The sequence below is a fragment of the Stutzerimonas balearica DSM 6083 genome (assembly GCF_000818015.1).
In the GTDB taxonomy this organism is placed as follows: Bacteria; Pseudomonadota; Gammaproteobacteria; order Pseudomonadales; family Pseudomonadaceae; genus Stutzerimonas; species Stutzerimonas balearica.
The window spans coordinates 3,004,505-3,028,757 of sequence record NZ_CP007511.1; the positions used below are offsets into that span (position 1 = coordinate 3,004,505).

Below are 24,253 nucleotides of genomic sequence, written 5' to 3' on the forward strand. Positions count from 1 at the left end.
CGTTCAGCAGGCCGTCGGCAATGCTTCGGGCAATAGCAGTGCGCGCTCGACGCAGATCCGGTCGCGACCCTGGTGTTTCGCCGAATACAGCGCCCGGTCGGCCGCTTCGAGCCAGTCCGTCGCCGAACCCATGCTGGGGTCGAACGCGGCCACACCCACGCTGAGGCTGGCCGACAGCTGCGGCGCGGAGGCGAACGCCAGCGCGGCGATTTCGTGGCGCAGCCGCGCCAGGATTTCCACTGCCTGATCGGCGGTCACGCCGGGCAGCAGAATGCAGAATTCGTCGCCGCCGTAGCGCGCCGGCAGGTCCGCTGCACGCAGGTTGCGCTCGATGCACTGGCCGACCTGGCGCAGGACAAGGTCGCCGAGCACATGCCCGTGGCGGTCGTTGATGCCCTTGAAGTGATCGACGTCGATCAGTGCCAGGCTCGCAGCGCCTCCATCGGCCTGACGCTGGGCGAACTCCAGACGCAGCAGGTCGTCCCAATAGCGCCGGTTGAACAGGCCAGTCAGCCCATCGATCCGGCTCAGCTCACGCAGGCTCTGCTTGTGCTGCGCCAGTTGCATCGCCAGACGGTAGAGCACCGTGCCGATAACCAGTGGATGAACCACCAGCATGGGAATACAGGCGTAGATCTGCAGCTGGCTGGTGTGCGGCGCAAAGCCGAAGCCCAGCAGCGCGAATGCCAACAGCATCCCGCCGGCCTGGGCCAGCAGTCCGCGGGCGACGAACCGCGCGCCGCCGGCGGCCGAATTGTTCATGGCCAGCATCGAGAACATCACCACTGTCGGCAGGGTGTTGAAGTCGATCGCCGCGATCCAGAAGCCGCCCATCACCGAATCGAACAGCACGTGGCGGCGCTCGGCCTTCATCGGGTCTGCCGAGCGGCGGCCGATCCACAAGGCCAGCACCGGCCACAGGTAGCAGAAGGCGATCAGCAGCGACCACAGCCAGAGCGGTGTGCCCGGCGCCTCGGCGAATACCGCGGCGACGCAGAAGAAGCCGACGCCCAGGCCGATGAAGCGCGGAAAGAACGCCCGCTGGGAAACGGACGAACCGGAAGCGGAGCCTTTGGACGACGGGCTGAACACCGGGCACCTGCTGCGCAGTCAGGGAAAGCGAAAATATAGCCGATTGCCAGCATGCGGCATAATGCCGCCGGCCGGCGATCCGAAACGTCGCTCAATCCAGCGCGTATTCGAAGGTACTGACCACGCGCAGGCGTTTGCCGATGGTTCGGCCGGTCTCCATGTCGCTGCCGTCGTCATCGATCACCCGGATCACGCCCTGGTTCGCATTCTTCAGCTGCCCCAGCCTGGCGCCTGCATCAGCGGCGAAGCGCGTGGCCTGCTCGCGCGCATTTCCGGTCGCCTGCTCGAGCAGCACCGGCTTGAGTTCGTTGAAGCCGCGCAGTTGATAGCGCGGTCCGACCTGACCGTTGGCCTCGGTATCCAGCTGCACGCCAGCGAGAATCAGCGGATCGACCGCATTCGCCGCCTGCGCCACCGCTTCGACCCGCTCGGTCTTGACCACGACCTGGCCCTGGCCGTTGAAGCGCAGCGCCACGTCCTGCGCCCCCCATTCGCGCGCCAGCAGGTCCTGCACCTGTAGCGGGCGGACCTCGATCTCTGCCGCGGCGAACCCCTGCTCACGCAGGAACGCCACCACCTGCTCGCGGTCTTCGGCCAGCCGCCGCTGTACCTCGGCGAACTCGTTGCCTGCGCGGCGAAAGCCCAGGGTCCAGATGGCGAAGTCGCTCTTGACGTCCATCTCCGCCAGGCCCTTGACCGTCACCGAACGGTCGGCCATGCGGAACCGCTCCACGCCCTGCCCAACCGACCAGCCGGCAAACGCCACCGCTGCCGCCAGCAGGGCGGCCGATACGAAACCTATCCGTGCCGTAGCCACCGATGTCTCCTCCCGTGATGTCTTTCGTTCAAGTCTTGCCCAAACGCGCCAGCGCCTCCAGGCGAAACGCCAGGTGTTGCTCGAGCTCGCCGAGCCGCTGGCGCAGCCCTTCCCGCTCGACGCCCTCCGCGCATTGCTCAAGCCGTTCGCGCAGGCGAGCACGCTCAGCGAGCAATTCGACTTCGCGCGGCGGGATGCCGGCACTCTTGAGCACCTGAAACGGCAGCCGCAGGCCGGGCGGCGTCTGCAGCCAGGCACTGTCGATTTCCAGCGGCGCGCCGCGGCTACGGACACCACGCTGCCAGTCGGCGACCTGCTGCGCGATCCGGCGCTCGATGTCCTGGTCGATGCTGCTCATCGGCTAGCCCTCCACGATCTGCCCCAAGGCTATCCGAGACCCCGGGGCAGAGACAGCCAAGCATTGAAAATCCCGGTAACCAATCCCGCGCTGACGCCGGCCACATCGGTGCTTAAGCTGGCGGCGTCTTTCAACTCTCAAAGGACTCCATGAACATCCCCTGTACCCCGCCGCGTTCGCCGGCCCTGGCGAACGCGGCTCCCGGTGGCCAGCCGTCCCTGCGCTGCCGCCACACCTCCCTGCCGTGCCAGCACGCGCGCCCTGCCCTGAACAGACGAGACACCGGCCATGGAATGGATTGCTGACCCCACGGCCTGGCTGGGCCTGCTCACGCTCATCGTCCTGGAAATCGTCCTGGGCATCGACAACCTGGTGTTCATCGCCATCCTCGCCGACAAACTGCCGCCGGAACAGCGCGACCGCGCACGGGTCATCGGCCTGAGCCTGGCGCTGGTCATGCGTCTGTGTCTGCTGGCGAGCATCGCCTGGCTGGTGACGCTCACCGAACCGCTGGTCGAACTCTTCGGCAAGCCTTTTTCCGGCCGCGACCTGATCATGCTCGGCGGCGGCCTGTTCCTGCTGACCAAGGCGACCCTGGAACTGCACGAGCGGCTGGAAGGACGCAGCCATCAGCACAGCGGCAGCCGGACCTATGCACGCTTCTGGCCGGTGGTGGCGCAGATCATCGTGCTCGACGCGGTGTTCTCGCTGGATGCGGTGATCACCGCCGTCGGCATGGTCGAACACTTGGCGGTGATGATGATCGCCGTGGTCATCTCCATGACGCTGATGCTGCTGGCGAGCAAGCCGCTGACCGCCTTCGTCAATGCGCGGCCAACGGTGATCATGCTCTGCCTGGGCTTTCTGATGATGATCGGCTTCAGCCTCACGGCCGAAGGCCTGGGCTATCACATCCCCAAGGGTTACCTGTACGCGGCCATTGGCTTCTCCATCGCCATCGAGTTCTTCAACCAGCTGGCACGCTCGCGGCGCAAGCGCAGCCTGCAGGGCACCCGCCCGCTGCGCGAACGCACCGCTCACGCTGTGCTGCGTCTGCTGGGCGGCAAGCTGGCGGCCGACGAAGTGGACGACGAGATCGCCGACCTGATCGAGCCTGGCGGCGATGGGGGCACGCCGTTCAACCGCCGCGAGCGGGTGATGATCAGCGGCGTGCTGAGCCTGGCCGAGCAGTCGATCCGCACGGTGATGACCGACCGCATGCAGGTCGACCGCTTCAGCCTCGACGACAGCGCCGAGCGGGTTCACCAGGCATTGCTCAACTCGCCGCACTCGCGCCTGGTGGTGTTTCGTGATGCCACCCCGGACGAGCCGCTTGGCTACGTGCACAAGAAGGAGCTGCTGCGCGGCCTGCTCGACGGCCAACTGCCGCAGATCGAACCGCTGGTACGCACGCCGATCAACCTGCCGGAAAGCTGCACCGTGCTCAGTGCCCTGGAGCAGATGCGCCAGGCCTCTACGCACGTGGCGTTCATCGTCAACGAGTTCGGTGGTTTCGAGGGGCTGGTGACCCTGACCGACATTCTCGAGGCCATTGCCGGCGAGCTGCCGGACGCCAGCGAAATGGACGGCCCGGACATCGAACCCGTCGAGGGCGGCTACCGCGTCAATGGCGCCGTCAACCTCGCCGTGTTGCGCGAACGGCTGGGCTTCCGGGCGACCGCTAGCGACGATTACCAGACCCTGGCCGGCCTGGTGATGAGCCTGCTCGACCGCCTGCCGGTGATCGGCGACCGTCTCGAGCATGCCGACTGGCGCCTGCACGTGACCGAGGTGAAGGATCGCCGGGTAGTCGGCGTCCTGCTCAGGCGCACCGCGGACGCCGAGCGCTGAGGCGGCGGCCAGCACGATGCCAGACAGGCCCGGCAGGGAAACCCGCCGGGCCTTTTTCGTCCGCCGCAGCGGGCAGCCCGCCTCGCCCGGGCATGCCAACGCCGTGATTGAGACGGCTATCATGCTGCCTGCTGGCGAACCCGACCGCGGCACGGCCGGTCTGCTCAGCAGCACGAATGCAAAAACGACAAGGACTCCACTATGCCCAGCCTTAACGTGCAAATTCTCGTCGCCGCCTGTCTCGGCCTGCTGCTCGGCTGGCTGACCGGTGCGCTGCCTGAGGACGCTGCGCTACGCGAGGGCACCCTGTACGCCGCCGGGCTGGTTTCCAGCGTCTTCATCGGCATGCTGAAGATGGTGCTGATCCCGCTGGTGTTCACCTCCATCGCGGTGGGCGTGGCCAGCCTGCAACAGCACCACCAGGTGCACCGGGTGTGGATCACCGCCCTGCTCTACTTCACCCTGACCACCGGCGCGGCGATGCTCGTCTCGCTGACTGCGGCAAACCTCTTCAAGCCCGGAGCTGGCCTGTCGCTTGACCTGTTCGCTGAGCAGATGGCGGCTTTCGAGGCACGCCAGCTGACCCTGCCGGAGTTCTTCCAGCACTTCTTCGCCAACCTGTTCCAGAACCCCTTCACCGCCTTTGCCGAAGGCAGCGTGCTGGCCGTCGTGGTGTTCGCCCTGTTCGTTGGCGTTGCCCTGGTCGCCGGCGGCGAGCGCTACCGCAACATCCTGCAGGTGCTGCAGGAGTTTCTCGAAATGCTGCTGCGCATCGTCGGCTGGATCATGCGCCTGGCGCCGCTGGGCATTCTCGCGCTGCTGATCCGCCTGGTGGCCGAGCAGGACGTCGCGCTGCTCTCGGCGGTCGGCGGCTTCATCGTGCTGGTGTTCGGCACCACATTGTTCCATGGCGCGGTGGTGCTGCCGCTGATCCTCTACCTGACCACCGGCCGCTCGCCGCTGTGGTTCTGGCGTGGCGCGCGCGATGCAGTGATCACCGCCTTCGCCACCAGCTCGAGTTCGGCGACGTTGCCGGTCTCGATCCGCTGCGCCGAGGATAACCTCAAGGTCGACAAGCGCTATGCCGGCTTCGTCCTGCCGCTGGGCGCAACCATGAACATGGACGGCACCGCGCTCTACGAGGCGGCCGCCGCGCTGTTCGTCGCCAACCTGGTGGGCGTCGAGCTGAGCCTGGGGCAGCAGGCGGTGGTGTTCTTCACTGCGATGATCGCCTCGACCGGCGCACCGGGAATCCCCAGCGCCGGCATGGTGACTATGGTCATGGTGCTGCAGGCGGTCGGCCTGCCGGCCGAGGCGATCGCCATCCTGCTGCCGATCGACCGCCTGCTCGACACCGTCCGCACGGCGGTGAACGTGCAGGGCGATATCACCGGCAGCCTGGTGGTGCAGCGGTTCGCCGAACGCGCCTGAGCGGCGCCCGCCCTAGCGAACTTCCAGCACCTCGTAGCGCTGCAGCCGGCCGTTGACGCGCAGCTCCACCTCGTCGCCCTCCTGGCGCCCGAGCAGTGCCTGACCCAACGGCGAGCGCGGCGAGATCACCAGTATCTCCTGGCCCTCATGCCGCAGCTTCAGCCCGGCGCCGTCGGGGCCGAGGAAGAACCAGCGTTCCCCGGCGTCGTGCTCGAGGCAGAGCAGCGCGCCGACCCGCACGCGGCCTTCGTCGGCAGCGCCCGGCTGCAGCTTGCGATAGGCCGCCAGTGCGGTCTCGATCTCGTGCAGCCTGCGGCGCTGGCCGTCGGCCAGGTAGGCCGCTTCCAGGCCACGGGTGTCGTACTTGTTCTCGGCCTTGCTCTCGGCGTGGGTGGCGGCCTCATGGGTCGCGGCCAGCACGGCGCGGGCGACTTCGCGGTCGGCCTCGAGCGTGGCGATGATCTGCTGAAGCAGTAGCGGCTTGTTCATGGCCAGGCTTATAGCCCGCCTGCGCGCGGAAGGGAATGGCCCGCCACGGCGGTGACCTGCCCGGCAAAACCTGGCACCTTGCGCGTCGGCAGCGGGTCTGTTATGGCAACCTGCCACTCGGCAGGCTGCCCCGTTCCAATCACATCGACATTACCGCCCGGACGGCGCCGATACGCCGCGCCGTCCTGCGGCCCACGGAGAGACACCCATGACCGGCGACCAGCTGATCGTCTTTGGTGTGCTGGCGGCGACGCTGGTGCTGTTCATCTGGAATCGCTGGCGGTACGACCTGGTCGCGCTCGGCGCCCTGCTCGCCTGCGCCCAGAGCGGCGTGGTGCCGGCCGGGGAGGTTTTCGCCGGGCTCGCCCACCCGGCGGTGATTTCGGTGGCCGCCGTGCTGGTCCTGAGCCGCGGCCTGCTCAACGCCGGGGTGGTCGACAGCGTCGCGCGCAGACTGATGCAGGTCGGCGAGCGCCCCTGGGCGCAGGTGGCGGCGCTGACCGGCATCGTCGCGCTGAGCTCCGGTTTTATGAACAACGTCGGCGCCCTGGCCCTTTTCATGCCGGTGGCGATCTGGATGTCGCGCCAGAGCGGGCGCTCACCTTCCTACCTGCTCATGCCGTTGGCCTTCGGTTCGCTGCTCGGCGGCATGCTCACGCTGATCGGCACGCCGCCGAACCTGATCATCGCCGGCTATCGTGCCGAAGCCGGCGAGGCGCCCTTCGGCATGTTCGACTTTCTCCCGGTAGGCGCCGCGGTGACGCTCGCCGGGGTCGTTTTCATCGCCCTGCTCGGCTGGCGGCTGGTGCCCCGGCGGCAGGAGCAGGAAGGCAACGGCGACCTGTTCGAGATCAGCGCCTACCTCACCGAAGTGCGCGTACCGGAAGGCTGCAAATATGCCGGGCGCACGCTGCACGCCCTGATCAATGCGGTACGGGACGAAGCCGACGTGCAGGTCATCGCGCTGATCCGCGGCGAAGAGCGCCAGCGCATGCCTTCCACCTACGAGGTGCTGCGCGAGGCGGACATCCTCCTGGTCGAAGCCGATTCGGACAGCCTCAAGGCGCTGCTCGACGTGACCGGCGTCGAACTGGCCGCCGACAGTGACGGGCAGAAGGACAAGCCCGACGACGAGCCGGCCGCCGAACAGGGCCAGGGCGAAAAGAAGGCCAAGGACCGGCACGGTGAACTGACGCTTGCCGAAGCCATCGTCACGCCCGGCTCGATGCTGGTCGGCACCACGGCCAGCGGCCTCGACCTGCGCGAGCGCCACGGCGTCAACGTGCTGGCCGTCGCCCGCCAGGGGCAGCGGCTGCGCCAGCGGCTCGGCCAGATCCGCTTCGCCGCGGGCGACATTCTGCTCGTGCAGGCCCGCGAGAATGCGCTGCAGGCGAGCCTCAGCGGCCTCGGCTGCCTGCCCCTGGCCTCGCGCGGGCTGAGTATCACCACGCCGCGCAATGTGCTGCTGGCCAGCGCCATCTTTGCCCTCACCCTAGGCGTGATCGCCCTTGGCCTGCTACCGGCCGCGGTGGCCCTGGTCACCGGCGCGCTGGTGATGATTCTCGTCGGGCTGATTCCGCTGGGCCGCATCTACGAAAGCATCGACATGCCGGTGATCGTGCTGGTGGCCGCGATGCTGCCGGTCGGCGAGGCGCTGGAGACCACTGGCGGCTCGCAGCTGATCGCCGACGCCCTGCTCGGCCTCGGCCAGTCGCTGCCGGCGGCAGCCACCCTGGCCCTGCTGATGGTCGCGGTGATGCTGATCTCCAACGTGGTCAACAACGCAGCCGCGGCGGTACTCGCCGCGCCGGTAGCGATCAGCCTGGCGCGCGGCCTGGAAGCCTCGGTCGATCCATTCCTGATGGCGGTGGCGATCGGCGCCTCCTGTGCCTTCCTGACGCCGATCGGGCATCAGTCCAACACCCTGGTCATGGCGCCGGGCGGCTACCGCTTCGGCGACTACTGGCGGCTGGGGCTGCCGCTGTCGATCCTCGTGGTGCTCTGCGCGGTGCCGGCGATTCTCTGGGTCTGGCCGCTGTGAGCGCCTGCCGACGACGCCCGCAGGCACCGTCGACAGGAGCGCCTCAGCCCGCCTTGAAGCGGCTGACGTTGTCCAGAAGCGTGCCGGCCAGGTCGCTCAGGCGGCTGGCGGTCTGGTGGTTGCTACCGACCGCGCTGCCATTCTCCTCGGCCATCTGGGCGATCATCGAAACCTTTTGCGCGATCTCCGCGGACGCCGCGCTCTGCTCGCGCAGCGCATGGGAAATCTCCGCGACCGTGCCCTGCACCTGATTCGCCGCCTCGCGGATGCCGTGCATTGCCTCGCCGGCGCGCTGGGCCCGCACCACGCCTTCGTTGACCCGGATGACGCCCTGTTCCATCCCCTGCACCGCGCCGGAGGTGCCCTGCTGGATGGCGGCGACCATCTCGCCGATCTCGCGGGTCGACTGCGCGGTGCGCTCGGCCAGCTTGCGCACCTCGTCGGCGACCACCGCGAAGCCGCGCCCCTGCTCGCCGGCGCGGGCGGCCTCGATGGCCGCGTTGAGCGCCAGCAGGTTGGTCTGCGCGGCAATATCGCCGATCACCTGCACGATCGCCGAGATCTGCCCCGAACGCTCGCCGAGCTCGGCCACCGTGTGGGCCGATTCGGATACCGAGGCGGCGATCTGGCGGATTTCCTCGACCACCGCGGCAACGATCTCGCCGCCCTGGCGCGACAGCTCGCCGGAGCGATGCGCAAGCGAATCGGCCTCGCCGGCATTGCGCGCGATGTGCTCGATGCCCACCGTCATCTGCTCCACCGCCGCCGCCATGCTCGAGGCGGCATCGCTCTGGCATTGCGTGGCGACGTGGATCTGGCCGGAGGCAGTGACCAGGCTGCGCGCCGAATCGGCGACGTGATCGGAGTTATCGCGGATGCTGCCGATCAGCCCGCGCATGGCGGCGGCCATCTCGTTGAAACTTGCCGCCACCTGACGCAGCTCGTCACGCGTATCGAGTTCGATGCGCGCAGTCAGATCGCCAGCGGCGAGCCGCCCGCTGCCCTCGCGCAGGCGCCGCACGCTGGTCATCACCGAAAAATAGGCACCCGCCGACAGGTAGCCGATCAGCAGCAGGGCCAGCAGCGACACCGCGACATTCAGCATCAGCACCCGCTGCGCCTTGGCGATACGCTGGTTCAGCAGGCTGTCGAGCGACGGCAACAGGGTTTCGCGGATCTGCTGGTAGCCGATACCGATCGCCTCGCTGGCCATGGCGAAGAAGCGTTCGGAGCTCACGCGGGCGAAGTCGCCGCGCTGCACCATGCCCTGCACCACCTCGTCGAGCCCGGCGGCCTGCTCACGCAACCGGGTACTGGCGGCCTCGAGCGTGCCGCGCAGTTCGGGGCGCTGGGCGATCACCTTGTCCAGGCTGATCTGCATGGCGCTCATCGCGCCGCGAATCTCCTCGCTCAGCAGGATCAGCCCGACGCGCTGCTCGTCGCCCATGCTGCCGTGCGCCAGCGCCGCCGAGGCGCTGCCGCGCAGCCGCCCGATGCGCTCGATCAGGTAGGGCACCTCGTCGAGCGCCGCAGCCATCAGGTAATAGCTTTCCGCCTCCGGATCGAAGGTCAGCCCGTAGGCGTCGGCCAGTTCGGTATTGAACCGCAGCATGCTCTGGATCAGCTCGGTGTGTGCACGCATGTTGCGCGCCTGCGTCCAGCCGAGCCCGTCGCGACGGATCTCGCCCCAGCCCTGGCGAATCGCCTGCCAGCTCGGCAGCTGCTGCCGTGCGGCGGGAAGCGCGCCGCTCAGCTCGGCCAGCGCCGCCTCGACATCGGACTCGCGCTCGGCGCGTTTGGCCGTCACCGCCGGGTTGCCTCCGAGCAGCATCGCCGACAGCCCCCGATGCTGCTGGGTCAGCTCGACCAGCCGGAACACCGGGCGCGCCAGCGCGGTAGCCTGCAGCTCCTCGGCGGAGCGTTCGATGGTGCGCTGCAGCTGGCCGACCACGGTCAGCATCAGGCTGGCGAAGGCGACGAACACCAGTAAACCGAGCAGGCCGAACTTGACGGGATAGTTGAAGCGGTTCATCAGCGCTTCGGCGGGACGAAAAAGCAGTTTCATGGGGCGCACTCCCTGGGTGACGCTGTGCCAGCAGGCCCCTGTCGACTCGCCCCGCAAGTAAAATCCCTGCGCCGTCGCAACCGGCAACTGCATGACTGACCAGCTTGTGCGGCACCTTACGCAAGCGGGCCCGGCGCCTTCCCTGACGCAAATCAAGCTTGCGCCGCGTCACAGTTTGCGGCTCCATACCGCCTGTCGAATCGGTCAGAAACCGCTCGGCGGATGCCGTCAGGGGCGCTCGAGCGCGTCATGCCGACGCCACCGAGGAAACTCCGCGTCAACAAAACGCTCCCATGGCTTCGTGTGCCGCGCCTGCAGCGCGGTGCCGATCCTCCACACGCAACGCATTTCCACGAGGTGACCATGCAGGCGCAAGCCTCCAGCGCGGCGGCGAAGCTTTCGCCGCGCGCCGTCCTTTTGATCGAGCTGGCCCTGGCCATGGGCGGCTTCGCCATCGGCACCGGCGAATTCGCCATCATGGGCCTGATGCCCGAAGTGGCACGCGGGCTGGGCATCAGCGAGCCGCAGGTCGGGCATGTGATCAGCAGCTACGCACTGGGCGTGGTGGTCGGCGCGCCGCTGCTGGCGATCTTCGGCGCGCGCCTGCTGCGCCGACATCTGCTGCTGTTGCTGATGGGCTTCTTTGCCCTTGGCAACTTCGCCAGCGCGCTGGCGCCGGACTACGCCACGCTGATGGCGGTGCGTTTCATCAGCGGGCTGCCGCACGGCGCCTACTTCGGCGTGGCGATGCTGGTGGCCGCCGCCATGGTCGCGCCGGAGAAGCGCGCCCAGGCCGTGGCCCGGGTGCTGATGGGCCTGACCATCGCGATTCTCGTCGGCAACCCGCTGGCCACCTGGCTCGGCCAGTGGGGCAGCTGGCGCCTGGCCTTCGTCCTGGTCGGCGTGATCGCCCTGCTGACCGTCACCCTGGTAGCGCTGTTTCTCCCGGCCGACCCCGAGCAACCGCGCAGCAGCCCGTTGCGAGAACTGCGTGCGTTCAACCGGCCGCAGGTCTGGCTGGCGCTGGCGATCAGCTCGATCGGTTTTGCCGGCATGTTCTGCGTGTTCAGCTACATGGCGCCGACGCTGCTGGAAGTGACCCGGCTCGGCCCCGGCTGGATTCCGTTCGCGCTCGCGGCGTTCGGCCTGGGCGGCATCCTCGGCAATGTCTTCGGCGGCCGACTGTTCGACCGGCTGGGCTTTCAGGCCGTGGCCTGGCTGTTGCTGTGGAGCACGCTGGTGCTGCTGGCCTTTCCCTTCGCCGCGCAATCGCCCTGGACCGTCTTCCCGGCCGTGTTCGCCGTGGGCAGCATGATCTCGCTGTCACCGGCGCTGCAGACGCACCTGATGGATGTCGCCGCCGAAGCACAGACCCTCGCCGCCGCCTCCAACCACGCCGCCTTCAATATCGCCAACGCCCTCGGCCCCTGGCTTGGCGGGCTGGCGATCAGCGCCGGCTTCGGCTGGACGGCAACCGGCTATGTCGGCGCAGCCACCGCAGTCGGCGGGCTGCTGGTATTCGCCCTCGCCTGGCAGCGACAGGGGACGACGGCAGCGGCGCCCGAGCCGCTGGCCTGCCGCGACTGAGTGTGGCGCGGAAAATCCGACCAAAAGATTAAGGTTTTCCGCAGCACGGCCGCCTTACACGGACCTTGTGTGCCAACAACCGGTCCTTGCAATGCCCCTGTCCCTGAAAAAGAAAGTCATCCTCCTTGCCCTTCTGCCCGTCCTGGCGCTTGCGCTGGTGCTCTGCGGCGGCACCGCCTACATCCTCAGCGACCGTGCCGAGGCCGAGCTCGCTGCCACCCGCGAGCGCCTGATGCAGATGCACCGCGACGAGCTCGAGCACTACACCGAAGTCGCGTTGAGCGCGATCGACGATCTCTATGCCCCCTCCGCCGAAGGCGACCTGAACGCACGCGCCGAGGCCATCGAGCGCCTGAAGAACATCCGTTTCGGTAGCGACGGCTACTTCTACGGCCACGACTCGCAGATCGTCCGGCTGTTTCGCGGCAGCAACCCCGACGGCGTCGGCAGCAGCATGCGCGACCGCCGCGACCAGCAGGGCCGCCTGATCAACACCGAACTGGTGCGCGCCGCCAAGGACGGCAGCGGCTTTCTGCAGTACCACTCCTCGATGCCCGGTAACGACAGCGTGCTGATCCCCAAGCTGTCCTACAACCGCTACCTGCCCAAGTGGGACCTGGCCATCGGCACCTCGGTGAACATCGCCGACATCGACGCCGAGCTGGCCAAGGTGCGCGAGCAGATCGACGAGCGTATCCGCACCATGGTCAGCAGCACCCTGGCCCTCGCCGCGATCATGCTCGTGCTGCTCGGCGTGGCCGGGCTGGCGCTGAGCAACTCGATCCTGCGGCCGCTGCAGCGGATGAAGGACAACCTCGACGACATCGCCGCCGGCGACGGGGACCTGACGCATCGGCTGAACATCGACAGCCGCGACGAGATCGGCGCGCTGGCCGCCTCGTTCAACCGCTTCGTCGACAAGATCCACGGCATGGTGCGGCAGATGGTCGACGTCACCGGCGAGCTGACCGGGGTGGTCGGTGAGATGGCCGCGCAGGCACAGCGCTCCGATGCCGCCATGGCCCAGCAGCGCCATGAAACCGAGCAGGTCGCCACGGCGATTCACGAAATGTCCGCCGCCGCCCAGGAAGTCGCGCAGAGCGCGCAGAACGCAGCCGATGCAGCGCGCCAGACCGACGCCGAAGGCCAGCAGGCGCGCGAGGTGGTGGAACTGAGCATTCAGCGCATCCATGCGCTGGTCGAGGACATCCATCGCAGCGGCCTGAGCATGGACAACCTGCGCCAGGACGTGGACGCCATCGTCGGCGTGCTCAGCGTGATCCGCTCGATCGCCGACCAGACCAACCTGCTGGCGCTCAACGCGGCGATCGAGGCGGCGCGTGCCGGTGAGGCCGGGCGCGGTTTCGCCGTGGTCGCCGACGAGGTCCGCGCGCTGGCCAGTCGCACCCAGCAGAGCACTGCGGAGATCCAGGGCATGATCGATCGCCTGCAGCAGGGCACCGCTGGCGCTGTTCAGGCGATGCAACGCTCCAGCGAAGCCGGCCACAGCAGCAGCGAGCAGGCCAACCGCACCGGCGTGTCGCTCGATGCCATGGCCGCGCTGATCGCCACCATCAACGCGATGAACGCGCAGATTGCCAGCGCCGCCGAGGAGCAGACCTCGGTGTCCGAGGAGATCAGCCGCAGCGTGCATCAAATCGCCGTGTCGGTCGACGAGGTGGCCGATCAGGCCCAGCAAGGCGCGCGTACCGCCAGCCACCTGGAAGCGCTTGGCCAACGCCTCGGTGGGCTGGCCCGTCAGTTCCGCATCTGAACGGGCCGTGCGCTCAGGCGCCCCGGTGGTTTACAGGCGGAAGCGCCCGACCAGCTGATTGAGCCCGGTCGCCAGCCGGGCCAGCTCGTCGCTGGCCGCCGAGGTCTGCTGGGCGCCGGTCGCGCTCTGCTCGGACACATCGCGGATGGCGACCAGGTTGCGATCGACCTCACGGGCGACCTGAGCCTGCTCTTCCGCTGCGCTGGCGATCACCAGATTCATCTCGTTGATCTGCCCGACCCGCTCGGCGATCAGCGCCAGCGCCTGGTCGGCCTCGCCGGCCAGCGTCTGGCTGCGCCCGGCGAACTCGCTGCTCTGCTCCATCTCGCGCACCGAATCGGCCGTCGCGCTCTGGATCGCGCCAATCATCCGCTCGATTTCCTCGGTCGAACTTTGCGTGCGCTGGGCAAGGTTGCGCACCTCGTCGGCGACCACGGCGAAACCGCGGCCGGCCTCCCCGGCGCGCGCCGCCTCGATCGCCGCATTGAGCGCCAGCAGGTTGGTCTGGTCGGCAATGGCACGGATCACGTCGACCACCTGGCCGATATTGGCGGCCTCGTCGGCCAGGCGCTGCACGGTCGCGGCGGTATCGCCGAGCTTGTTGCTCAGGCGGTCGATGGTTTCCCGCGTGACGTTGACCTTGTGGCGCCCGGCTTCGGCCACCTCCTCGGCCTCACGCGAAGCGGTCGAGGTGCGATTGGCATTGCCGGCAACCTCCTCGACCGCGGCCGACATCTCGTTGACCGCAGTGGCGGCCATCTGCACTTCCTGGTTCTGCTGGGCGATGCCCTGGGCGCTGTGCTCGGTCACTGCGTGCAGCTCGTCGGCCGCCGATGCCAGCTGAGTCGCCGAGCCCTGGATGTCCTGCAGCGTTTCGCGCAGCCGGTGCTGCATCTGCCGGATCGACTGCTGAACCTCGGTGATCTCGTCGCGCCCACGGCACTCGATGGTGCGGCTCAGGTCGCCGGCCGCCACCTGCGCGGCGGCCTGCTTGAGCGCCTGCAACGGGCGGCCGATGCTGCGTATCAGCAACAGCGAACACAATGCGCCACCGACCAGCAGTGCGCCCAGCAGGCCGATGAAGAAAGCTCGGTTGCGCTCGTACAGCGCCAGGGCGCGCTCGTACTCGCCGCGGGCCTCGCCGAGCTGCAGGTCGATCAGTTCGCTGAACGCCTCCGACAGCGGGTCGATCAGCGGATACAGGTCATTCATGACAAACACCGCAAGGCGCTTCTCGCTGTGCCGATCGAGAGTGCGCTCGAGCCCGTCCAGCGGCTTCTCGGTCGCCGCCTTGAGGCTCTCGATGCGTGTCGCCAGCGCGCGCTCCTCCGGCAGCAGGCGGGTCTGCAGGTAGGCCTGCCACAGCCGGCGGATCTCTGCGCGCGCCTGGCGCACATCGTCGCGTGCCTGGGCGTAACTGATCATGCCGCTGCGCGCCTTATGGCTGGCATCGACGATCTTCACTGCGTAGAGGTCGGCAATCAGCTTGATGTCGCGCAGCGGCACCACACGATCGAGGTAAACCGTGTTCAGTCCGTTCAGGCTGCGCTGCTGCGCGCTCAGGCCGGTGATGCCGACGACCACGCAGGCCAGCAGCATCGTGCAGACAAGGATCAGGAGGCGGATGCGAATGGTCAGGCGCTGCATCATGGGGTCGTTTTCCGGGCACGGGTCAGGCAGGCGCCGGCGCATGAAAGGAGCGTGCCGGCAGACCTGCCGTTTATCGGCAAGCAAGCATCCAGCTTGAGCTCGTCGCCGCGCAAAAGGCCGTCGCAGAGCGCTTTCAGCGCGTGGAGACGGATACCCTGCAGCCGGCACGCGCCCCTGGCCGGCCGCCGCTGCTGGGAAAGCGCTGCCAACAGCGCCCCCCCCTGCGCGGTACCGGCTGCCGAACTCAGCAGCGGCGGATGACCGGACGGTCATGCCCGACGGGCCTGCGGCAATCTGCTGTTTCGGCTTTGTGCGCCAGTACGCATGCGGATCGGGGACGAGTGGTAATTTCGCGCCCCCATTTCCAGCAAGGGAAGCGCCTCGTGAAGTCATCCATGAAAACCGCCGTCCTGGCCCTCGGTCTGACCTGCGCCTCGCTGGCCGTCGCCGATAGCGAGCTGTCCTCGGCCGTGGCCAGTTTTTCCGAAGACAACAAGCGCCTGGAAGCCGCCCTGGGCCAGGAGCTGACAGCCGAGCGGCTAAAGGAAATCTACGAGATCAGTTATCGCCTGCAGGGGTCGCTGAGCACCATCAACATGCGCATGGACGAGCTGGCCGACACCCTGGAAGAGCTGCATATCGAATCCGAATCGGCGAACGCCGAGGCGGTCAGCGAATACGGCGCCAGCTATCTCGAGGTCGCCCGCAGCGTCATTCGCTGAGCGCCTCCAGCGCCGTAGCGGCGCTCAGCGCGCGAGCGGGCGGATGTCGAAGCCGATGTCGTTCTCGCTGGTGATGCGGTAGTCCAGCACCTGCCCGGCAACGACCTCGGCCAGCACCTCGCGGCGCAGGCGCCCCTTCGAGCACAGGGTGTCGTCCAGCGGGTCGGTGCCGATGCCGACGACATGCCGCCCGGCCGGCACCTGAAAGCGGGCCCGCTCGCCGACGTGAATGCGCGCCGCCAGCTCACGGTCGATCAGCACGGCGATGTAGCAGCCGCCGCCGCGCAATCCGAAATCCCGCGTCACCACGATCTCGCCCGCACCCTCCTGCGCCTGCTGATACGCCAGCAGGCGCTCCGCCGGGACCGCCGAGATGTCCTCCGGCTCCGGCGCCCAGGACGAACAGCCCGCCGTGGCGAGCAGGATCAGGAACAGGACGCTCAGGCGCATGCGGACTCCCTTCGTAAAGCGCGGCCGATTGCCGCTTCGCTGAACCGACGATAGCAGGCCGGCGGCGGGTTGCCGAGCCAACCGCTACCCGGGCAGGTTGGTGTAGTCGTCGGCGGTCATGTCCGGGTCGTCGGGGCGTACCTCGGGCTCGTTCTCGTCGTACAGCCGCTCCGGATTCGGCGTGCCCTCGACCTGGTCGTCGCGTACGCCTTCTTCGGGTTGCGGCTCGTGGGTGTGTTCCTCGTTCATGCGCGTCTCCGCCGGTAGGTGAGTTCATGCATTGGAGGCGGCAGCTCAGCCGGCGTTCGCCAAGCGCGGCGGCCGACGGTCCGATGCCGGTGGTGTTTGCACCGCAACGCCGGCTCCACCACACTGCGGCAAATCCCTGCCGAAGTGGAGTCACCATGGCCGCACTCGATCCAAAGGTCCAAGCAGCAATCGTTCAAGATCCGCAGGCACTGGATTGCACGCTCTATCGCCCCGATGAGCGCAACCCCGACGAGGAACTCGACCTCGGCGATGCCCGCGTGGTCATCACCGGGCCCTTCCAGGCACCTGCCGAGTGGGATGCACGCGACCGCGAGGAGTATTTCGACGGCAGCGCCGAAGAAGCCTTCGTGGTCGCCGAGATCGCCTGCGTGGCCAGCAACGATTCGGGGCGCGCATTTCGCCCCGAGCCGGGTGACTATGCCGCGGTGATGGAAACCCCGGCCCAGGTCGCGATGTTCTTCGTCTACGACTGCCTCGACCACGCGGCCGGCCGCTACGTGCTGATCCGCGACGAAGCGACCGACCTGGCCGACTGACCCGCTGCGAACGCAACCGGCGACAGGCAGGTCTGCAGTCAGGCTGTCGTCGGTTCAGAGGAATACCCGCTCATGCCCAGCCCCTGGCAATCCCCGGTAACCCGGATGAAGCTCGTGGCCGGTGGCCTGCTGCTGCTCGCCGCACTGCTCTACGTACTGGCCACCGCCTTGCACAACGAACACCCGGCATGGGGCTACCTTGCCTCGTTCGCCGAAGCAGCGATGGTCGGCGCGATCGCCGACTGGTTCGCCGTCACCGCGCTGTTTCGCCGCCCGCTGGGGCTGCCGATTCCGCACACCGCGATCATCCCGCGCAACAAGGCGCGCATTGGCCGCAACCTGGCCGAGTTCATCACCACCCACTTTCTCGCCACCCCGCTGGTGCTGGCCAAGCTGCGCGAACTCGATATCGCCACGCGCCTGGCCGACTGGCTGCGGCATCCGGCCAATGCCGACGCGGTTGGCCGCCAACTCACCGGCATGGCGCGCTTCGCCGTCGGCGCGCTGCACGACGAGCGCGTACAGGCCTTTGCCCGCGACAAGCTCATCGACCGCCTGCGCAAGGCCGATGTCGCACCGCTGCTGGCCCAGGCGCTGGACATCCTCACCGCACAGGGTCGGCATCAGGCGCTGCTCGACGAGATGCTCGTGCGCCTGGATTCGATCATGCGCGACGAGGACACCCGTGCGCTGATCGCCGACACCATCACCCGCGAAGTGCGCACCCTGCGCTACCTGGGGCTGGGCAAGTCGGTCGGCGGCTGGTCGGCGAACAAGCTGGTCGACGGCCTTTCCGGGCTGCTCGCCGAGATCGCCGAAGACCCCGAGCACCTGGTGCGCCAGCGCTTCGACGAGCACGTCGGCGAGTACATCGATCGCCTGCGGCATGACCCCGAGTACGCGCTGAAGGTCGAGCGCATCCTCGCCCTGCTGCTCGACCATCCGGCCACCGGCGACTATTTCCGCGGCCTCTGGCAGGACCTGGTCGCCTGGCTCGAGGCCGACCTGGCGAGCGACGCCTCGCGCATCGGCGGGCGCATCGTCGGGTTGACCCGCGGGCTCGGCGACGCGCTGGCCAGCGATCCGGCCATGCGCAGCTGGATCAACGAACAGCTCAGCGACGCCGCCCCCTCATTGCTGGAGCGTTATCGCGGCCAGATCGGGCGCTACATCGCCGAACGCGTGGAGAACTGGGAGAGCGCCGAACTGGTCGAGCAGATGGAACGCAGCGTCGGCAAGGACCTGCAGTTCATCCGCATCAACGGCACCCTGGTCGGCGGCCTCGTCGGGCTCGCCCTGCATGCGCTGACCCAGCTCGCCGGCGGCTGATCAGCCGGCGTCACGCACCGGGTCACCGGCCTCCGTCCGCACTTCGACCAGCGCCGCCGGCTTGCCGACCAGCTGCCAGCGGCGGTTGGCCAGTGCCTCGGCATCGCGCGGATCGTGCGTTACACAGAGCATGGCCATGCCCGGCCGGGCATCGAGCACCGCGGCGATCAAGGCGCGCAGCTCCTGCACCCGCGGTGCATCCAGCGAGGCAAAGGGCTCGTCGAGCAGGAGCAGGTCCGGCTCCACCGCCAGACAGCGCGCCAGCGCCGCCCGCCGGGCCATGCCCAGCGACAGCTGGTCGGGCAGCTTGTCGGCGCAGCCCTGCAGGCCGACCTGGGCGAGCAAGGCGTCGATGCGCGCCGGTGCGGCACCGACCAGCGCCAGGTTCTGGCGCAAGGTGCGCCAGGGCAGCAGGCGATGTTCCTGGAACAGATAGCCGATCCGCAGCCCGGCCTGACGTCGGATCATCGAAGCCGGCAGGCTGCGATCCAGCCCGGCAATGGCGTTGAGCAGGGTGGTCTTGCCGACACCGGAGCTGCCCAAGAGGCAGATCCGGTCGCCCGGGTGGATGCGCGCCTCGAGCCGGCCGAGAATCGGGTGCCCGGCGCCCTGCCCGTCGATCGCCAGCTCAAGCATGCGCCACCCCGGCCTCGCGCCAGCGCGTGGCGCGCCGTTCCACCGGCTGCAGCACGAGCCATTCGATCGCCTGCACCACGGCGATGAAGGCCAGGCTCCAGGCCAGGATCGCCGCCACATCGAATACCTGGAAAGCCATGTGCAGCTGGAAACCGACCCCATCGGAACGGCCGAGCAGTTCGACCACCAGCACGATCTTCCAGATCAGCGCCAACCCGCTGCGGGTCGCCGCCATCCAGTAGGGAAACAGTTGCGGCAGCCAGACATGCACCAGCCGGCGCCAGCGCCCGAAGCCATAGACATCGGCCATCTGCTCCAATCGCGGGTCCAGCGCGCGCGCGCCTTCGCGCAGGGTCACGGCCACGTTCGGCACCTTGTTCACCACCACGGCGAGCACCGCGGCGGCCTCGACCAGGCCGAACCAGACATACAGCAGGATGATGGTGACCAGCGCCGGCAGGTTGAGAAACAGCACCAGCAGCGGATCGCAGAAGGCATTGAACAGCCGCGACCGCCCCATGCCGAGGCCGAGCAGCGTACCGAGCGTCATCGCCAGCGCGAAGGCAATCGCCACGCGGCGCAGGGTTGCACCCAGATGCTGGACCAGCTCGCCACTGGCGAGGATCTGCCAGCCGACCTCGAGCACTTGCGCCGGGCCCGGCAACAATGGCGTGTTCAGCCCCGCCGCCAACCCCGCCCAGAGCGCCAGGGTCAGCGGCAATGCGACCCAGGAAGCCCAGCGGGTGGCGCTCATGGCTGCGCCTGGATGAAGGATGCCGCGGGCATCACCGCCTGCCCGGCATCGACGCTGCCGGCCAGCAGGGCGCGCAGTGCGGCGACCCGCTCGGCGTCCAGCGGCGCGGGCGTACCGGCGACAAAGGCATCGCGCAGCGCGGCGAACACCTGATCGTCGGTCGCGCGCATCAGCGGGCGGATGCCTTGCCAGGCCTGCGGGTGCTCGGCCAGTTGCCGTTTGCTCTGGTGTACCGCGCGCGCGAAGCGTTGCAACAGATCGGCGTGCTGCTCGGCCCAGGGTTGCGCAAACAGGTAACCGAGCATCGGCAGGTCTGCCTCGACGCCATTGGCCGCCAGCAATTCGCGCATGCCGAACGCCGTCCGCACGCCGCCCTCGCCACGCAAGCGCGCCGCGAAGTGCCAGAAGGTCAGCACCGCATCGAGCTGACCGCGACGCAGCGCCTGGTCGAGCAGCGGCGGCGCGGCGAACTGGACCTGGCTGCGATCCAGCGCGACGCCCTGTCGCTGCGCGGCCCGCTGCAGCAGCTGCCAGGCATAGCCGTCCGGCCCGCCGGCGACGCCGATGCGCTGGCCTGCCAGATCCGCCAGTTCGGTGATCGGGCTGTCCTCGGAGACCACCAATTCGCCCAGACGGCTGGAAAACGGTACGAAGACCAGCGGGGCGCCGGCGGCATAACGGCCCTGCGCCCAGAGCAGGTCGCCGACGATGCCGTCCACGCTGCCGCTGATCAGCGCCAGGCGCGAGGCGGGCAGATCGGCCACCAGGCGCACCTCGAGCTCGAAGCCGTTGGCCTGGTCGAGCCCGCTGCGTTTGAGGTGGTCGAGTTCCCAGTGCGCCGTGCCGAACTGCAGCACGGCCAGGCGCAGTACTGGCCGCTCGGCAGCCATCGCCGGCAGCGCCAGGACCAGCAGGAGCAGTGCTGCGAGCCGCGACAGGCGCCGGGCAAGCAGGCTGGAGAGGAGCGATCGAATAGGCTTCATGACCGCAGCCTACGAACCCGGCCAGCGGTCACGAATAGTACTTTGGTGCCTGCCGGCTGCTGCGTTGGTCGCAGCGACTCAGCTCGGCTCGGCCTCGATTCGGGCGCGCAGACGCGCCTGCAGGCGCTCGAGTTCGGCCGGCTCGGCCTTTTGCGCCGCGTGCACCGCCATGCCCTGACCGGCGTAGCGCGGCACGATGTGCATGTGGATGTGAAACACCGTCTGCCCGGCCGGCGCGCCGTTGAACTGGGCGATCTGCACGCCGTCGGGCGCCAGCTCGGCGACGATCGCCCGGGTCAGCTGCTGAACCACGCGCATCACCTGGCACAGCGCTTCGCTGTCGACATCGAGGATGTTGCACGCCGCCGAACGCTTGGGGATCACCAGCGTATGGCCGAAGGACTGCGGGAACAGATCGAGAAAAGCCAGTACGTCGTCGTCTTCGTAGAGCTTGTAGCACGGTGCTTCGCCGCGAATGATCTGGGCGAAGATGTTCTGCGCGTCGTAGGTCGTGGTCAGGGACACCTGAGTTCTCCGGCAAGTCAAAACGCAGACCTTAGCACTCTGCGCCCGAGGGAGCCGCCCGGAGGAACGTTGTGATGCCCGCAGCGCTCTGAATTGCATCACCCCCGCGATCCGAGGTCTTGCCGATGTATCTGCGCGCCGTCACCCCGCTTGCCGCCGCCATCGCACTTTGCCTGTCACCTTTGACCGGCCAGGCCGCCGAACTCCAACCGGCCGAGCTGCTGGCGCAGGCCAAGGCCGAGCAACCGGCCTACCTCGAGACCGTCAAACAACTGGTCGCGGTGGATACCGGAACCGGCCAGCAAGCAGGCCTGAGCACGGTCAGCCAGATGCTGGTCGAACGCCTGAAGGCGCTCGGCGCCGAGGTCAGCAGCCGCCCGGCCACCCCCTCGGCCGGCGACAACATCGTCGGCACGCTGAAGGGCCAGGGCAGCAAGGACTTTCTGCTGATGGTCCACTACGACACCGTGTTCGCCGAGGGCACCGCCGCCGAGCGCCCCTTCCGCATCGACGATTCGCGCGCCTACGGGCCGGGCGTGGCCGATGCCAAGGGCGGTGTGGCGATGATCCTGCACGCGCTCGAGCTGCTGCGCGACCAGCAGTTCGACGACTACGGCACGATCACGGTGCTGTTCAACCCGGACGAGGAAATGGGCTCCAAGGGTTCCAAGTCCATCATCGCCGAGCTGGCCCGCCAGCACGATTACGTCTTCTCCTACGAGCCGCCGGATCGCGATGCCGTGACCACCGCGACCAACGGCATCAACGCCGTGATGCTGGAGGTCAGGGGCAAGTCGTCCCACGCCGGGTCGGCGCCGGAGGACGGTCGCAACGCCGTCATGGAGCTGGCGCACCAGCTGACCCAGCTCAGGGACCTGGGCGATGCGGACAAGGGCACCACGGTCAACTGGACCCTGATCGACGGCGGCGAGAAGCGCAACATCATCCCGGACCAGGCGACCGCCGAGGCCGACATGCGCTACTCGGACATCAGCGAGACCGAGCGGGTGCTCGCCGACGGCCGTCGCATCATCGAGAACCGGCTGATCGACGACACCCGCGTGGAGCTGCGCATCGACAAGGGGCGCCCACCGCTGGCCGACAATCCCGGCTCCCGACGCCTGGCCGAAACCGCACAGCGCCTGTATGGCGAGATCGATCAGGACATCGAGCCGATCGCCATGCGCTTCGGCACCGATGCCGGCTATGCCTATGTCCCCGACAGCGACAAGCCCGCCGTGCTGGAAACCATGGGCGTGGTCGGCGCCGGGCTGCATTCGGAGGACGAGTACCTGGAGCTGGCCAGCATCGCGCCGCGGCTGTACCTGACCACCGCGATGATCCGCGCGCTGTCGACCGACGCGCCCTAGCGGGCCGCCCGGCGCGCATGCGCAGGCGTGCCGAGCGAACGCGGCCGGGCAACCGGCGCGAGCCAGACGGCATCGGCTGAGGCACAATCGTCGCTTCGCCAGCGCCAGAGAGGAACGCGCATGCACCTGGCCCGAATCGACCACCTGCTCATCGGCAAGGCCGTCCCCTACACCCGCCCCGGCACCAGCAGCGCCATCGCCAAGGCGCCGGTCGCCGGGCCGCTACGCGCCGGCGCCTATGGCCTGGCCGGCGACGAGCAGGGCGACCTGCGCGTGCATGGCGGCCTCGACAAGGCGATCCACCACTATCCGCGCGAGCACTATCGGCACTGGCAGGCGCGGCTCGGCAAGCACGCGCTGCTCGAGTCGCCCGGCGCTTTTGGCGAGAACATCAGCACCTGCGGGCTTGCCGAGGCCGACCTCTGTCTGGGCGATGTGCTGCGCTGCGGCGAGGCGCTGCTGCAGGTCACCCAGAGCCGCCAGCCGTGCTGGAAGCTCAACGAGCGCTTCGGCGTACATGACATGGCCGCGCAGGTCCAGCAGAGCGGCATGACCGGCTGGTATTACCGGGTGCTGGTGCCCGGCCTGCTGGAACCGGGCCAGGCGCTGCGGCTGGAGGACCGAGCGCACCCCGACTGGCCGCTGTCGCGGATTCTCGAGCTGCTCTACCAGCGCACGCTGGACATCCCCGCCCTCGAACGCCTGAGCGAACTGCCGCTGGTGCCATCCTGGCGCAAGCTGGTCGAGCGGCGACTACGCCAGCGCCAGGTCGAAGACTGGAGCAAACGCCTCTACGGCCGCGAATCGGGCGCCGCTACGCGGTAGGCGAACGCGAGCGCCACAGGTATCTTCTGCAGCCCTCGCCTCCACTCAGGTATCGACCAGCATGCTTCGCCCCGTTCTGCTCTGCGCCCTGGCGCTGTCCTGCTCGTCGCTGCGAGCCGAGGTCCAGGTCCTGCCGGTGCAGCGCCAGAGTGGGCCGGTGCTCGTTGCCCGGGTGACCGAGCAGATCGCGGCGGGCGACTACGAAGCACTGCTCAAGGGCCTCACCGCACACCCGGGACGCTACACGCGCAAGCTGCTGGTGCTCGACAACATCGGCGGCAGCGTCAGCGAGGCCATGCGCATGGGCCGCCTGCTGCGCGAGACCGGCTTCGACGCCGTGATCCCGCCCGAGGCGCTCTGCCAGGGCAGCTGCGTTTACCTGCTGGCGGCCGGCCGCCAGCGCACGGTGCGCGGCCACGTGGCGCTGCAGCGGCCGTTCGGCGGCGACGGCGAGTCGCTCCAGCCGAATCGCCAGCGCCTGCGCCAGAGCCCGCAGGCCTACCTGCGCCAGATGGGCGTCGCCCCGTCGCTGGCCGCCGATATTCAGCGCGTCGAGCCGGGCCGCCTGCGCCTGCTGAGCCGTCGGGACCTGCGCCGCTACCGGCTGGACTGAGCCGGCCCCGCCGCGCTGACCACTGGTCGGCCACCCGCGCCGAGTGCAGCCGCAGGGCTACGCTTTCCAGCCTGAACGCCGGGCA

23 protein-coding genes are annotated in these 24,253 nt (G+C 68.5%); 11 read left to right on the top strand and 12 right to left on the bottom strand.

What is annotated here, in order from left to right; translation table 11 throughout:
- Positions 1 to 3: 3 nt before the first annotated feature.
- The 3 genes from CL52_RS13810 to CL52_RS13820 form a co-directional block, all read right to left on the bottom strand.
- Positions 4 to 1,092 (bottom strand): diguanylate cyclase, encoded by a 1,089-nt coding sequence (locus CL52_RS13810; RefSeq protein ID WP_043221313.1) that lies wholly within the window; start codon positions 1,090 to 1,092, stop codon positions 4 to 6.
- A gap of 91 nt (positions 1,093 to 1,183) precedes the next feature.
- Positions 1,184 to 1,909, bottom strand: a complete 726-nt coding sequence (locus tag CL52_RS13815; RefSeq protein ID WP_043221314.1) for an SIMPL domain-containing protein — start codon at positions 1,907 to 1,909, stop codon at positions 1,184 to 1,186.
- Between the two features lie 28 nt (positions 1,910 to 1,937).
- Entirely contained in the window at positions 1,938 to 2,267 is a 330-nt protein-coding gene (locus CL52_RS13820; RefSeq protein ID WP_041106663.1) for a DUF1992 domain-containing protein, read from the bottom strand.
- 288 nt (positions 2,268 to 2,555) lie between these two features.
- Between CL52_RS13820 and CL52_RS13825 the strand changes: the two genes are divergently transcribed.
- Both CL52_RS13825 and CL52_RS13830 read left to right on the top strand, forming a co-directional pair.
- Positions 2,556 to 4,118, top strand: coding sequence for a TerC family protein (locus CL52_RS13825; RefSeq protein WP_043221322.1), 1,563 nt, complete (start codon positions 2,556 to 2,558; stop codon positions 4,116 to 4,118).
- A 201-nt stretch (positions 4,119 to 4,319) separates the two neighbouring features.
- Positions 4,320 to 5,549, top strand: a complete 1,230-nt coding sequence (locus tag CL52_RS13830) for a dicarboxylate/amino acid:cation symporter (protein ID WP_043221325.1) — start codon at positions 4,320 to 4,322, stop codon at positions 5,547 to 5,549.
- Between the two features lie 12 nt (positions 5,550 to 5,561).
- Here the strand turns inward: CL52_RS13830 and CL52_RS13835 are convergent, their stop codons facing one another.
- Complete coding sequence (locus CL52_RS13835; protein WP_041106669.1) at positions 5,562 to 6,038, bottom strand: GreA/GreB family elongation factor; 477 nt, start codon at positions 6,036 to 6,038, stop codon at positions 5,562 to 5,564.
- Between the two features lie 208 nt (positions 6,039 to 6,246).
- Here CL52_RS13835 and CL52_RS13840 point away from each other — a divergent pair, with 208 nt between their 5' ends.
- Positions 6,247 to 8,079 carry an SLC13 family permease gene (locus tag CL52_RS13840; protein WP_043221328.1) on the top strand — a complete coding sequence of 611 codons (1,833 nt, stop codon included), beginning with the start codon at positions 6,247 to 6,249 and terminating at the stop codon, positions 8,077 to 8,079.
- Positions 8,080 to 8,122: 43 nt separating this feature from the next.
- On the opposite strand, the gene CL52_RS13845 is transcribed toward CL52_RS13840, so the two are convergent.
- Positions 8,123 to 10,144 carry a methyl-accepting chemotaxis protein gene (locus CL52_RS13845; RefSeq protein ID WP_043221330.1) on the bottom strand — a complete coding sequence of 674 codons (2,022 nt, stop codon included), beginning with the start codon at positions 10,142 to 10,144 and terminating at the stop codon, positions 8,123 to 8,125.
- Positions 10,145 to 10,507: 363 nt separating this feature from the next.
- On the opposite strand from CL52_RS13845, the gene CL52_RS13850 reads away from it, so the two are divergent.
- On the top strand, positions 10,508 to 11,731 hold the full coding sequence (locus CL52_RS13850) for an MFS transporter (protein ID WP_043221332.1): 1,224 nt from the start codon (positions 10,508 to 10,510) through the stop codon (positions 11,729 to 11,731).
- Positions 11,732 to 11,822: 91 nt separating this feature from the next.
- A complete protein-coding gene (gene ctpM / locus CL52_RS13855; RefSeq protein WP_043221333.1) occupies positions 11,823 to 13,505 on the top strand; it encodes a methyl-accepting chemotaxis protein CtpM in 1,683 nt (560 codons plus the stop codon).
- Between the two features lie 30 nt (positions 13,506 to 13,535).
- Here the strand turns inward: ctpM and CL52_RS13860 are convergent, their stop codons facing one another.
- Positions 13,536 to 15,155, bottom strand: a complete 1,620-nt coding sequence (locus tag CL52_RS13860; protein ID WP_043221334.1) for a methyl-accepting chemotaxis protein — start codon at positions 15,153 to 15,155, stop codon at positions 13,536 to 13,538.
- 395 nt (positions 15,156 to 15,550) lie between these two features.
- On the opposite strand from CL52_RS13860, the gene CL52_RS13865 reads away from it, so the two are divergent.
- Positions 15,551 to 15,877, top strand: coding sequence for a DUF6746 family protein (locus CL52_RS13865; protein WP_234458818.1), 327 nt, complete (start codon positions 15,551 to 15,553; stop codon positions 15,875 to 15,877).
- A 24-nt stretch (positions 15,878 to 15,901) separates the two neighbouring features.
- On the opposite strand, the gene CL52_RS13870 is transcribed toward CL52_RS13865, so the two are convergent.
- Together CL52_RS13870 and CL52_RS21245 are read right to left on the bottom strand one after the other, a co-directional pair.
- Positions 15,902 to 16,327, bottom strand: a complete 426-nt coding sequence (locus CL52_RS13870) for a 3-isopropylmalate dehydratase (RefSeq protein WP_041106680.1) — start codon at positions 16,325 to 16,327, stop codon at positions 15,902 to 15,904.
- Positions 16,328 to 16,411: 84 nt separating this feature from the next.
- Positions 16,412 to 16,576, bottom strand: coding sequence for a hypothetical protein (locus CL52_RS21245; protein WP_158002193.1), 165 nt, complete (start codon positions 16,574 to 16,576; stop codon positions 16,412 to 16,414).
- Positions 16,577 to 16,731: 155 nt separating this feature from the next.
- Between CL52_RS21245 and CL52_RS13875 the strand changes: the two genes are divergently transcribed.
- Together CL52_RS13875 and CL52_RS13880 are read left to right on the top strand one after the other, a co-directional pair.
- Positions 16,732 to 17,133, top strand: a complete 402-nt coding sequence (locus CL52_RS13875) for a hypothetical protein (RefSeq protein WP_041106682.1) — start codon at positions 16,732 to 16,734, stop codon at positions 17,131 to 17,133.
- A gap of 72 nt (positions 17,134 to 17,205) precedes the next feature.
- On the top strand, positions 17,206 to 18,462 hold the full coding sequence (locus tag CL52_RS13880) for a DUF445 domain-containing protein (RefSeq protein WP_043221335.1): 1,257 nt from the start codon (positions 17,206 to 17,208) through the stop codon (positions 18,460 to 18,462).
- Here the strand turns inward: CL52_RS13880 and CL52_RS13885 are convergent, their stop codons facing one another.
- The 4 genes from CL52_RS13885 to CL52_RS13900 all read right to left on the bottom strand — a co-directional run bounded on the left by CL52_RS13885 (position 18,463) and on the right by CL52_RS13900 (position 21,360).
- The gene (locus CL52_RS13885) at positions 18,463 to 19,098 is read right to left on the bottom strand and encodes an ATP-binding cassette domain-containing protein (RefSeq protein WP_043221336.1); all 636 of its coding nucleotides are present in this window, start codon (positions 19,096 to 19,098) and stop codon (positions 18,463 to 18,465) included.
- Positions 19,091 to 19,852 carry an ABC transporter permease gene (locus tag CL52_RS13890; RefSeq protein WP_043221343.1) on the bottom strand — a complete coding sequence of 254 codons (762 nt, stop codon included), beginning with the start codon at positions 19,850 to 19,852 and terminating at the stop codon, positions 19,091 to 19,093. The genes CL52_RS13885 and CL52_RS13890 overlap by 8 nt, the downstream gene beginning before the upstream one ends.
- On the bottom strand, positions 19,849 to 20,742 hold the full coding sequence (locus CL52_RS13895) for an ABC transporter substrate-binding protein (protein WP_235366424.1): 894 nt from the start codon (positions 20,740 to 20,742) through the stop codon (positions 19,849 to 19,851). The genes CL52_RS13890 and CL52_RS13895 overlap by 4 nt, the downstream gene beginning before the upstream one ends.
- Before the next feature lie 171 nt (positions 20,743 to 20,913).
- Positions 20,914 to 21,360, bottom strand: a complete 447-nt coding sequence (locus tag CL52_RS13900) for an HIT family protein (protein ID WP_043221347.1) — start codon at positions 21,358 to 21,360, stop codon at positions 20,914 to 20,916.
- A gap of 125 nt (positions 21,361 to 21,485) precedes the next feature.
- On the opposite strand from CL52_RS13900, the gene CL52_RS13905 reads away from it, so the two are divergent.
- The 3 genes from CL52_RS13905 to CL52_RS13915 all read left to right on the top strand — a co-directional run bounded on the left by CL52_RS13905 (position 21,486) and on the right by CL52_RS13915 (position 24,168).
- Positions 21,486 to 22,730, top strand: coding sequence for a M20/M25/M40 family metallo-hydrolase (locus tag CL52_RS13905; protein ID WP_043221349.1), 1,245 nt, complete (start codon positions 21,486 to 21,488; stop codon positions 22,728 to 22,730).
- 120 nt (positions 22,731 to 22,850) lie between these two features.
- Positions 22,851 to 23,555, top strand: a complete 705-nt coding sequence (locus CL52_RS13910; RefSeq protein WP_043221352.1) for an MOSC domain-containing protein — start codon at positions 22,851 to 22,853, stop codon at positions 23,553 to 23,555.
- A 61-nt stretch (positions 23,556 to 23,616) separates the two neighbouring features.
- Complete coding sequence (locus CL52_RS13915; RefSeq protein WP_041106697.1) at positions 23,617 to 24,168, top strand: periplasmic-like protein; 552 nt, start codon at positions 23,617 to 23,619, stop codon at positions 24,166 to 24,168.
- Positions 24,169 to 24,253 lie beyond the last annotated feature (85 nt).